Annotated in this window: 11 protein-coding genes; 4 read left to right on the plus strand and 7 right to left on the minus strand. The window is 65.8% G+C overall.

Features of this window, described 5'->3' with window-relative positions; genetic code table 11:
- Positions 1–120: 120 nt before the first annotated feature.
- The gene (locus Q0627_RS22440) at positions 121–750 is read left to right on the plus strand and encodes a DUF1707 domain-containing protein (RefSeq protein ID WP_366851910.1); all 630 of its coding nucleotides are present in this window, start codon (positions 121–123) and stop codon (positions 748–750) included.
- A gap of 85 nt (positions 751–835) precedes the next feature.
- Here Q0627_RS22440 and Q0627_RS00615 read toward each other — a convergent pair whose 3' ends face one another.
- The 4 genes from Q0627_RS00615 to Q0627_RS00630 form a co-directional block, all read right to left on the minus strand.
- Complete coding sequence (locus Q0627_RS00615; protein ID WP_291014255.1) at positions 836–2,047, minus strand: HipA domain-containing protein; 1,212 nt, start codon at positions 2,045–2,047, stop codon at positions 836–838.
- On the minus strand, positions 2,044–2,670 hold the full coding sequence (locus Q0627_RS00620) for a helix-turn-helix domain-containing protein (protein ID WP_291014257.1): 627 nt from the start codon (positions 2,668–2,670) through the stop codon (positions 2,044–2,046). Before Q0627_RS00620 ends, Q0627_RS00615 begins: the two co-directional genes overlap by 4 nt.
- Before the next feature lie 70 nt (positions 2,671–2,740).
- The gene (locus Q0627_RS00625) at positions 2,741–3,058 is read right to left on the minus strand and encodes an antibiotic biosynthesis monooxygenase (protein ID WP_291014259.1); all 318 of its coding nucleotides are present in this window, start codon (positions 3,056–3,058) and stop codon (positions 2,741–2,743) included.
- 111 nt (positions 3,059–3,169) lie between these two features.
- The gene (locus tag Q0627_RS00630) at positions 3,170–4,189 is read right to left on the minus strand and encodes a beta-ketoacyl-ACP synthase III (protein ID WP_291014261.1); all 1,020 of its coding nucleotides are present in this window, start codon (positions 4,187–4,189) and stop codon (positions 3,170–3,172) included.
- A 190-nt stretch (positions 4,190–4,379) separates the two neighbouring features.
- On the opposite strand from Q0627_RS00630, the gene Q0627_RS00635 reads away from it, so the two are divergent.
- The 3 genes from Q0627_RS00635 to Q0627_RS00645 all read left to right on the plus strand — a co-directional run bounded on the left by Q0627_RS00635 (position 4,380) and on the right by Q0627_RS00645 (position 7,431).
- Positions 4,380–5,261 carry a PHB depolymerase family esterase gene (locus tag Q0627_RS00635; RefSeq protein ID WP_291014263.1) on the plus strand — a complete coding sequence of 294 codons (882 nt, stop codon included), beginning with the start codon at positions 4,380–4,382 and terminating at the stop codon, positions 5,259–5,261.
- Positions 5,262–5,424: 163 nt separating this feature from the next.
- A complete protein-coding gene (locus Q0627_RS00640) occupies positions 5,425–6,843 on the plus strand; it encodes a carboxylesterase/lipase family protein (protein WP_298807158.1) in 1,419 nt (472 codons plus the stop codon).
- Between the two features lie 138 nt (positions 6,844–6,981).
- Positions 6,982–7,431: a hypothetical protein gene (locus Q0627_RS00645; RefSeq protein ID WP_291014267.1), complete on the plus strand. Its 450-nt coding sequence runs from the start codon at positions 6,982–6,984 to the stop codon at positions 7,429–7,431.
- A 25-nt stretch (positions 7,432–7,456) separates the two neighbouring features.
- Here Q0627_RS00645 and Q0627_RS00650 read toward each other — a convergent pair whose 3' ends face one another.
- The 3 genes from Q0627_RS00650 to Q0627_RS00660 are packed head-to-tail and all read right to left on the minus strand — an operon-like array spanning position 7,457 to position 9,053.
- Positions 7,457–8,020, minus strand: a complete 564-nt coding sequence (locus tag Q0627_RS00650; RefSeq protein ID WP_298807162.1) for a pyridoxamine 5'-phosphate oxidase family protein — start codon at positions 8,018–8,020, stop codon at positions 7,457–7,459.
- On the minus strand, positions 8,017–8,367 hold the full coding sequence (locus tag Q0627_RS00655; RefSeq protein ID WP_291014272.1) for a hypothetical protein: 351 nt from the start codon (positions 8,365–8,367) through the stop codon (positions 8,017–8,019). Before Q0627_RS00655 ends, Q0627_RS00650 begins: the two co-directional genes overlap by 4 nt.
- A complete protein-coding gene (locus Q0627_RS00660; RefSeq protein ID WP_291014275.1) occupies positions 8,364–9,053 on the minus strand; it encodes a recombinase family protein in 690 nt (229 codons plus the stop codon). The genes Q0627_RS00655 and Q0627_RS00660 overlap by 4 nt, the downstream gene beginning before the upstream one ends.
- Positions 9,054–9,385 lie beyond the last annotated feature (332 nt).

Here is a 9,385-nt window from a genome sequence, read left to right on the forward strand (position 1 = left end):
CCCGCCGGCACACGGGGTGGATTCATGCATGTGGAGTGGTAACTGGGGTCTCTGTGCCTTGGTTGTGGCACTGGAGAACCGGACTTCACGCGATAGTCCGGCGTTGCTAGGGTGACCGGCATGGCTGACAGCGACTCTCGTGATCGGTCCGACGACCGACTCCGGGTGGGTAATCCGGAAAGGGAACGCGCAGTCAGAATCCTCAGCGAAGCATTCGCAAATGCTTACCTTGATGTATCGGAGTTCGAGGAACGCTCAGGGCGTGCCTACCGAGCGCGTACGCGTCGTGAACTCCTCGAGGTCGTCGAAGATCTCCCGGGTGCCGCCACTGCGCTGTTCGGCGCTCCGATATCGGCAGTAGGCGGGACGCCAGGTGCGCTCCGCGATTCTGTTGTTCCGGCAGATCACCGGGTCGAGTACAACGTCCACATGAAAAAGGTGAAACGCGTCGGGGTGTGGACCCCCGATCTGGCCATGCTGTTCACCGGATCGACGGCGACCATCGACCTGGACTTCGCGCAGGCCCAACTCCTGGGGCCAGTGGTCGACATCGAGTTGAAGGTATCGACGGCGAAGGTCAAGATCGGAATCGGATCGGACCAGCAGGTGCGAACCGACGGACTATGGAGTCCCGGAAGATTCTCTGTCATCGACAAGTCCGATGTGCCGATGGGTCCGATCCGGACAACCATCAACGTACATGGGTCCATGACGTCGATGAGCCTGCTCGTAGTCCGGAATTCGAGATAACCGATCACTGGTCATTGAGCACCTCGATGACCTCTCACTTCAGATGTGCGGCGGTACCGGGATCGAAGCTGCGGTCGCTGTGTCATCACATGTCTGCGCGCAGTCGTTCTGCATTGCGTGCAATCGAGTCGCGAACAATGTTGCGCTGATTGTCGGCGAGAGTGTCCCAGGACGTGTCGTTGTGTTCGAGCACCCTTGTGGCGACGCCCACCACCACGTCGGTGACCTCGTTCTCATCGAGACCGCTTGTCCGGGCGAGCTTTCGCCAGTGGTGGATCGTGACCTCGGCGGCGAACCTGGCTCCACCGATCCGCATCGCCAGTTTCTGGTCGTAGCTGGGATAAAGTCCCACCGGCACAACGTCGTACATCGGCGCAACGCTGATCGTGTTCTGCTGCAACAGGATCGAGTAGTTTTTGGCGTGGGCATCGGCATTTCCGACGAGAGCGTTGAACGCCAGCTGCATCAAGAAGGTCCGCACCAGCTTGCCCGAGGTGTCCACCGGGCGAAGCGATTCCACGACCTGCCTGGCGGTGACACCGTACTTTCGGTCCGGATTGAGCCCACGGGCCTGGGCAAGATCCTCCGCATGTAGACGCCGCGGAATCGGGACGCCTGGATCGCGGATGCGGTCGAAGCGTTCAACTATGAAGGCATGCTGGTCATCGACGCGAAGGATGTTCGCGGCAGGTGCGCCGATGCCTGCCGCCCGTGCCAGCCTGAGTGCGGCGACCTCGGCGTCTTCGACGCACCGAAGGTCCGGCCGACCGGGTTTGACGATATGGGTTGACGGGAGGGAGGCATTGGACCAGTACCAATCGCCGTCGACCGACGCGATGGCGAACTTGCCTTGTGTTCCGGCGAGGGAGAAGCGGGCCGGCAGATTGCGAGGTGCCCAGGCGTCGGGATCGTGTTTGATGCTCCGGATCCGGTCGGCCACGTCGCGGTCGACCGCCGGGTTGAGTTCGGCGGCGGCAGAAACGGGTTCGGTGCCTTCCGGGACCAGGACGAGGCCACCGGCGATGTCGCCGCCGGCCTTCTCCAATAACTCAACAGTGTCGGTACTGCGCGCGCCGTACGTCGCTGCCAGACGAACACGGGTGTGTTCGTGGTCGGGGAGCAGGTTCTCCAGAAAGTTTGCGGCCGCCCGTTTGGTGGCTGTGCCGGTGCGGGGAAGGGACAACGAAATCGGGGTGTCAGGCGCATCCGTGTCGTATCGGAAATATGTGGTGTCGCCATCGATGATGAATTGCCCGACGTGGCCGCCGTCCAGCCAGGCTTCCAGTCGCCGAGTCACGGCGCTATTCGCAAGTCCGGTAGCGCCGTCGGTTCGATGTCGAGAGCGCGCAGGGTGCGGCGGACAGCGGACAGCGGCGCTTGCTCGGCCCTTTCGATGAGTCGGACCGCGGCCGGGTCGATATCGGCGGAGTCGGCGAGTCGACGCACCGACCAGCCTCGGATGGTGCGTTCGGTGGCCACCACGTCGGCGAGATCGTCGGGGTCGCGTAGATATTCATAGTGGTGCTGGGAGACCGAGTATCGGATGTACTCGGTGTTGCCTGCGACAGCGTTGGCGATCAGGTGGGTCTCGAACAGCCCGCCGTCGTGGTCGGGGGCGCCGCCCCACCAGTCGGCCAGCAGTGCGGACGGGTCGTCGGCGGTGCGCAGGGCACGGATACGCGCGGCTGTGCGTGAACGATCGGTGCCCGACAGCCCGGTCAATGTCCGGTAGTGGAGTGCGTGAACAAGCATCCGCCGGGACCTGACGGACAGCGGGCGCCTGTGGCGCCGTCCGTCCGGCAACGTCTCCACCTGCCACGACGTACCGACTTTGGCGGCGTTCACGCGACCGGCCGCGATCAACGCACGGACCCTGCGCGGGCTGACACCGAGCTGATCAGCGGCTTCGGCGACATTCATTGCACAAGTATACCGCCGGATCTCGGGGAGGGCGCGGAACCCTTGATCATCGACGGCAGATATGACCCGGCTATGGCAGGCCGTAGTCACGCTCGACGGTGGCGATGCGTACCCGATACTCCCGATACCACTCGTCGCGGCCACGCTTCTGGGCGAGGCTGTGTTCGCTGACACGCTTCCAGGCGCGTGCGGCCTCGGGAGATTCCCAGTAGGAAACGGTTATCCCGATGTTCTCGCGGGCGGACTCGACACCGAGGTATCCGGGCTGTTCAGCCGCAAGTTCGTCCATCGCTTCTGCGATCGCTGCGTAGCCGTTGTCGACGTCGGTGCGGATCGAGGTGAAGATGACGGCCGTGTACGGCGGGTCCGGGGTCGATGCGATGCTCACCGGCACATTGTGCGGCAACAGCGGATAGTGATGAAAATTTTCGTCCGATATGGCTGTTGGCGCGGACATATGCCCGCGCCAACAGCCATATCGGACGTTTTTGTTCAGGAATCAGAACCTGGGCGCCGGCGGCATCGTGACAACCTGGCCCGAATAGCTCAGCCCGGCACCGTAACCGAGCAGCAGAGCGGTGTCGCCCGGCTTGGCGCGGCCCGACTTGAGCAGCTCGTACATGGCGAGTGGGATCGACGCGGCGGCGGTATTGCCGGTGAATTCGATGTCGTCGGCGACGGGCACATTCTCACGCAACTTGAGGTTCCTGGCGAGCAACTCGCTGATCCGGGCGTTGGCCTGATGGGGGACGAATACGTCGAGGTCGTCGGCGGTGATGCCGGTGACCTCCAGGGTGCGATTGGCCACCTTGCTCATCTCGAACGCGGCCCAACGGAACACGGCGGTGCCGTTCATCCGCATGTAAGGGCGGTCGGTGTGGCTGGCGCCGAGCAGATAGTCCTTCCAGTCCATCGACTGGTGGATCAGTTCGCTCTGCGAGCCTTCGCTACCCCAGATCACCGGGCCCATCTGCCGGGTGGGGGTGGGGCCGACCACGACTGCGCCCGCACCGTCACCGAAGATGAACGCATTGCCCTTGTCGGTCATGTCCAGCGACATCGAGATCTCCTCGGCGCCGATGACCAGCACGCGCGTGGCGCTGCCGGCGCGGATCATGTCCTGGGCGACCGACATTGCGTAACCGAAACCGGCGCAGCCCACACTCAGATCCATGGCGGGCACCCCGTTGGCCCCCACAGCAGTGGCCACCGGCGGCGCGGCCGACGGGATGCAGCGGCCGTGGGTGCTGGTGGCCAGGATGAGAGCGTCGATGTCGGCGCCCGTCAGGCCCGAGTTGGCCAGCGCAGCACGGCCCGCTGCGATCGACATGGTGGTGATGTTCTCATCCCGGCCGCAGAACCGGCGGGCCCTGATACCGGTGCGCGTGTAGATCCAGTCGCTGTCGACGCCGAGCGCCCCGCAGATCTCCTCGTTGGTGACCAGCCGCTGGGGCCGGCACGCGCCGATGCCGAGGATGCCGATGTTGTTGGTGCCGGTGGGCGTCGCGAACGTGACCATGGAGGTGAGTTGTCCTTTGCTGCCGACGACGAGGCGTCTGTTGTGCGACGGATGTCTTGATCCTGAACCTAATGGATGGCCGTCACATCACCTCCGGCAGGTTGGCCGCACATGTCACCGATCCTGCCGGTCGACGCGCAGCGTGGCCAAGATGACTGATGCTCGTGCTGCCGTGGTTCACACTGGGACGATGACACGCACACCTTTCCGGGTCGCACTGGTTGCCGTGATCGTCGTCGGCATCCTGCTCGCCCTGCCACGGTTCGCCTCCGAAAGCACGGCGGCACCCGCGCTCGCAGCCGGTACTTCCACCCACTCGATAGACTTCGACGGCCGCAACCGCGACTTCCGCGTCCACCGCCCGGCGACGGTGACGTCCTCGGCGCCGCTGGTGGTGGTCCTGCACGGCGGATTCGGATCGGCGCGCCAGGCTGAACTCAGCTACGGCTGGAATCAACAGGCCGCGGCCGGCCGTTTCATCGTCGCCTATCCCGATGCGATACGCCGCTCCTGGAATGCGGGAACCTGTTGCGGTGCGGCATCGTCCACGAACCTGGACGATGCCGGATTCGTCGAGGCCGTGGTGCACAGGATCGCCGCCCTCACCCCGATCGACTCCCGCCGCGTCTACGTGACCGGAATGTCCAACGGCGCCATGCTTGCCCTGCGTATTGCTTGCCGGACAGATACTTTCGCCGCCATAGCACCCGTCGCCGGCACCTTGGTGACCTCATGCCCGGCGCCGCGGCCGGCATCGCTGCTGCAGATTCACGGAACCGCCGACCCGAGGGTGCCGTACGGGGGCGGTCCCGGGCAGGCGATCGGCCTCGACGGCAACGCCCGAGTCGACGGCCCGGCCATTCCCGCGGTCAACGCCACGTTCCGTGCGGCCAACAGCTGCGCACCGCCACGTCAAACGGTGATCGGCCCGATCACCACGTCGAGCGCACAGTGCGCCGGCGGTCGCGAGGTGCGGTTGGTGAGCATCGCAGGCGGCGGCCACACCTGGCCGACGTCGCCCTACAACGCGACGGCCCAGATCTGGCGCTTCTTCGCCGCGCACCCGCGCTGACGACGATCGCCGGACGCGTCCGGCGACGCACGTCCGTTCGGTTCCGGAACATCCGCGTTGTCGTATTGGCAGGACTCGGTGACGGCGGGCACGTACGGCCGCGGACGTTCAGGGCCTGAACGGAGGGGAGACAACCGCAGGGGTCGGCCGCGGGGCCGTCGTCGTGCTGGACGGGTCGGGCACGGCCAAGGGTCGCCCCGGGGACCTGGTCGGTGCGCGCCGGTTCCAGGCGCCCGCGCCACCGCAGCCGTGGGACGGCGTGCGTGATGCGCTCGACTACGGGCACACGGCGCCACAGGGCGACTATCCGCCGCCGCTGGACAAGCTGCTCACCAACTTCGTCAACGACGGCGACGACTATCTGAACCTCAACGTGTGGACACCGGAGCAGGCCATCGGTGGGGACCCGCGTCCGGTGATGGTGTGGATTCACGGTGGCGCGTTTGTGAACGGGTCGGGCGCGATCTACGACGGCACCACCTTCGCCCGCGACGGCGTCGTGATGGTGTCCATCAACTACCGACTCGGCGTGAACGGCTTCCTGTGGTTCGGGGAGGGCACCCCGAACCTGGGCATCCTCGACCAGATCGCGGCCCTGGAATGGGTGCGCGACAACATCGCCGCGTTCGGTGGTGACCCGGCCAAGGTGACCATCTTCGGTGAATCGGCCGGCGGAATGAGCACCGCAACACTGCTGGCCACTCCGGCCGCCCACGGTCTGTTCGGTCGCGCGATCGTCCAGTCCGGCGGTGGGCATATCGCGATGAGCCCAGGCAGCGCGATCAAGGTGGCCCGCAAGTACGCGAAGATCCTCGGCGTTGAACCGAGCCGCGAGGCCGTCGCGGCCGCCGACCCCAAAGCGATCATCGCGGCTCAATCCGCGCTGTCGGTGGAGATGAACAAGAAGCCGTTCAAACGCCTCTGGGGCGACGCGGCCGCCAACCTGCTGCCGTTCGAGCCGGTCATCGACGGCACCATCGTGCCCGGCCTGCCCGAGACGGCCATCGCGGCCGGTGCGAGTGCCGACGTCGACCTGATGGTCGGTTCCAACGCCCACGAGGGCAGACTCTTTCTCGCACCGACCGGTGCCGCTCCGAAGGTGCCGCCGGTCGTCCCGTACATCTACGCACGCACAGCGGGCGCCAAGAAGCCCGCAGCGACCCTCAAGGCCTACCGCAAGAGCCGCTCCACCGAGTCCTGGGGCGATATCACCGCGTCCTTCATGACCGACGCCTACTTCCGGGCTCCCGCGCTACGCCTGGCCGAGGCACACCCCGGCACCTTCGTCTACGAATTCCAGTGGGAAACCCCGCAGGTTCCCGGGCTGGGATCATGCCATGCCCTTGAGGTGCCGTTCGTATTCGACGGACTGGACGGCTCACGGTACGCCGCGCTGACCGGTCCGTCGGCACCCAAGGATCTCGCCGCCGCCATGCACAAGGCATGGATCGACTTTGCCGTCACCGGTGACCCCGGCTGGCCCGCCTACGATCACACCACTCGATCGACGATGGTGTTCAACAAGACCTCCGGTGTCGAACCCGACCCGCGTCCGCACGACAGGCGGCACTGGGAACGCTGACCGTCACCGGGGGCGAGCGTCCTGGCGCAGTGAGTCGCCCTCACCGGGCTGACGGTGTCGAGTACCTGACACGTCGAATCGACGCGAGCCGCGGTGCGCCGCCTTGCGATGGTCGCCGCGGACGGCCACGCTTCTTGCATGAGCACCAGCAAGGACCCCACCGGTGGCATCCTCGACGCGGCCGCCCGTAAGCTGCGCCTGCCGTTCGGCGTACCCGACTTCGTCGACCGCATCGTCTCCGGCAGCGTCGATGAGGCCGGTCGGCGCACTGTGCAGGTGCTCATCACCACCTGGGACCTGGCCGAAGGCGGACCCTTCGCCGCACAGGCCATCTCGGCGGGCGGCATGGCCAAGAGCGTCGAGATCGTCTACGACAACCTTATCGGGCCCATCTTCGGACCTCTGCTCAAACGCCTCGGCGCCGACGACGTCACCAAGCGTGCGGGCCTGTGCGCCACCCAGCTCGTCGGGGTCGGCGTGGTGCGTTATGTGGCCCGTGCCGACCCGATCCGGTCGATGACTCCGGAAGAACTCGCCGACGCGATCGCCCCGACCCTGCAGCGCTACCTCATCGGCGACATCTCCTGACATTCCGCTGACGCCGAGCCCGGTATCAGCGGAAACGGAAGCGGGTGCAGTCGTCGGGAAACTTCGACCATGCCATCGCGCGGCGCGGGGTGATCGTTCGCAGACCGCCACCGTCGGTGGGGGACTCCCAGGAGCCTGGCTCCGGCTTGTAGTCCAGGTCGTGATACTTGCCGAATGCGGCGGCCAGACGTTGCCCGAAACCATCACCGAGTGCGCGGACCGCCACCGAGGTGCCTTCGACGATCACCACGTCGGTGCCGCTTTCCAAGGTGAGTGTGCACGCCGGGTTGGCCTCGAGATTGCGGGCATGCACAGTGGTCGGAGCTCCGTCGTAGAAGAATCGGTTGTCCAGCCACACACCCCAGCGGGGGATGGTGGGCGGGGTGCCGTCGGGCCGTACCGAAGCGAGCCAGTAGTGCTTCGACGCGGTGAGTTTGTCCAGAACCGTGGCCCAGTCCAGGGTGACGGTCGCGTTCTCGACTCCGTAGCCGTCGGGCATGCGTGGCCGGTCGATGATCGTCGGGACGATCGGTGGCAGGGCACCGGCGTCGGGCAGTGGGTTGTCGGGGGAGGCGGTACTCAGGCTCATAATCGGACAGTATGGACCCCGGCTACGACACCCGGGACTTTCTCAGACCGGCCGGACCGGCCGACTGGCCGCAACGCGGGGACTGTGTGCGGGTCAGCGGTGACCGCGCCCAGGGGACCGCCCCGCAGGTACCCGAACAGTGCGGCCCGGTAGCCGCGGAGATGGCTGATATCGCCGGTCTCGGATACCGGCTGTTCCAGGGTCGATGACGCGTGATGGCACGCCCACGCGCCGGGCAAGGACTCCAGGTAGTCGATCGCATCGGAGAAGCCCCGGCGGAACTCGTCATGATCGAGCGTGTCGCCTCGATCCGCGACGGATCGGTGGACCTGATCGGGTGTGGTCATCGATCGTCCTCCTGCAGTCGATCCTCGTGTGCCAGGGTCCGGTACAGCGTCGCGCGGCTGACCCCCAGTGATTCGGCGATGGTCGGTACGCGTTCACCCAGGGCACGTCGCCGACGCGCCACCTCGATCTGTTCGGCGTCGAGAACACGCGGTCGACCGACCGATCCGTCGTGGCTGCCGACCGCGCGGTGCGTGGCGGTGAATCGATGACGGTCATCAGGTCGGCGGCCCTCAGCGGGCCGGGGCTGATCGTCGCGACGGGATGCGCCGTGCACCTGAGTGCTGCCCGACTCGTCGCAGAGGTTCGCCAAAGAGGCCAGGACACCGACGATCATCCGTCCGGCAGCGTCGGCGGTATCGATCCCTTCCTGCAGCGACCGCAGCCGCAGACCCCGCTCCTGCAGGGTGCGGACGGTCCGCATCACATCGTCGGGGGTCGTACCGAGCCTGTCGATACTCGCCACGAGTACCGTGTCGCCGGTTCGGGCATAGTCCAGGAGTGCTGCCAATCCCGGACGGTGCAGGGCAGGCTCGCCGGGGGACTGGACGTCGCTGTACACGCGGAAGCCACTGACGCCGGCGGCGGTCAGCGTGTCGAACTGTGCGTCGGTCGCGAGCCGGCCGGAACTAGCCCGCGCATACCCGAGCAGTTCACCCGAAGGCGGCCCGGAGTCGTCGATTGCCATACCAAAACGATATCTCAAAAAGGCGAGAATGTCTCGTATTGAAAAAGGTGTCAAAACACCCTAGCTCCTGTGGAGCGCTTAGTGCATATGCCCCGAACTGGTGGTCTTATAATTACGAATATCGATACGTGGGTGAGACTGATATTGGGACTTATTGCGAGATAACGAGATAAGTTCGAGATTCGACGTTCAGGGAATCCGGTGTCGCGAGCGCCGGGTGAGGAGTGGCAGGCGGAGGAAACCCCCCCGATACGACCACGGGGGAAAACCGCCGTGTTCCTTCACGAGGGGAAACCGGCGTGCCCGCTGATGTTTTGGTGGCCAGCCCCACC

Source organism: uncultured Gordonia sp. (assembly GCF_937858515.1).
Lineage (GTDB): Bacteria > Actinomycetota > Actinomycetes > Mycobacteriales > Mycobacteriaceae > Gordonia.

What these genes read in the sequence shown, in the direction of transcription:
- Q0627_RS00660 (WP_291014275.1), bottom strand. Translation starts at nt 9,053, where the DNA reads ATGGCAATCGACGACTCCGGGCCGCCTTCGGGTGAACTGCTCGGGTAT.
- Q0627_RS00630 (WP_291014261.1), bottom strand. Translation starts at nt 4,189, where the DNA reads ATGGTCACGTTCGCGACGCCCACCGGCACCAACAACATCGGCATCCTC.
- Q0627_RS22440 (WP_366851910.1), top strand. Translation starts at nt 121, where the DNA reads ATGGCTGACAGCGACTCTCGTGATCGGTCCGACGACCGACTCCGGGTG.
- Q0627_RS00620 (WP_291014257.1), bottom strand. Translation starts at nt 2,670, where the DNA reads ATGAATGTCGCCGAAGCCGCTGATCAGCTCGGTGTCAGCCCGCGCAGG.
- Q0627_RS00650 (WP_298807162.1), bottom strand. Translation starts at nt 8,020, where the DNA reads ATGAGCCTGAGTACCGCCTCCCCCGACAACCCACTGCCCGACGCCGGT.
- Q0627_RS00645 (WP_291014267.1), top strand. Translation starts at nt 6,982, where the DNA reads ATGAGCACCAGCAAGGACCCCACCGGTGGCATCCTCGACGCGGCCGCC.
- Q0627_RS00655 (WP_291014272.1), bottom strand. Translation starts at nt 8,367, where the DNA reads ATGACCACACCCGATCAGGTCCACCGATCCGTCGCGGATCGAGGCGAC.
- Q0627_RS00635 (WP_291014263.1), top strand. Translation starts at nt 4,380, where the DNA reads ATGACACGCACACCTTTCCGGGTCGCACTGGTTGCCGTGATCGTCGTC.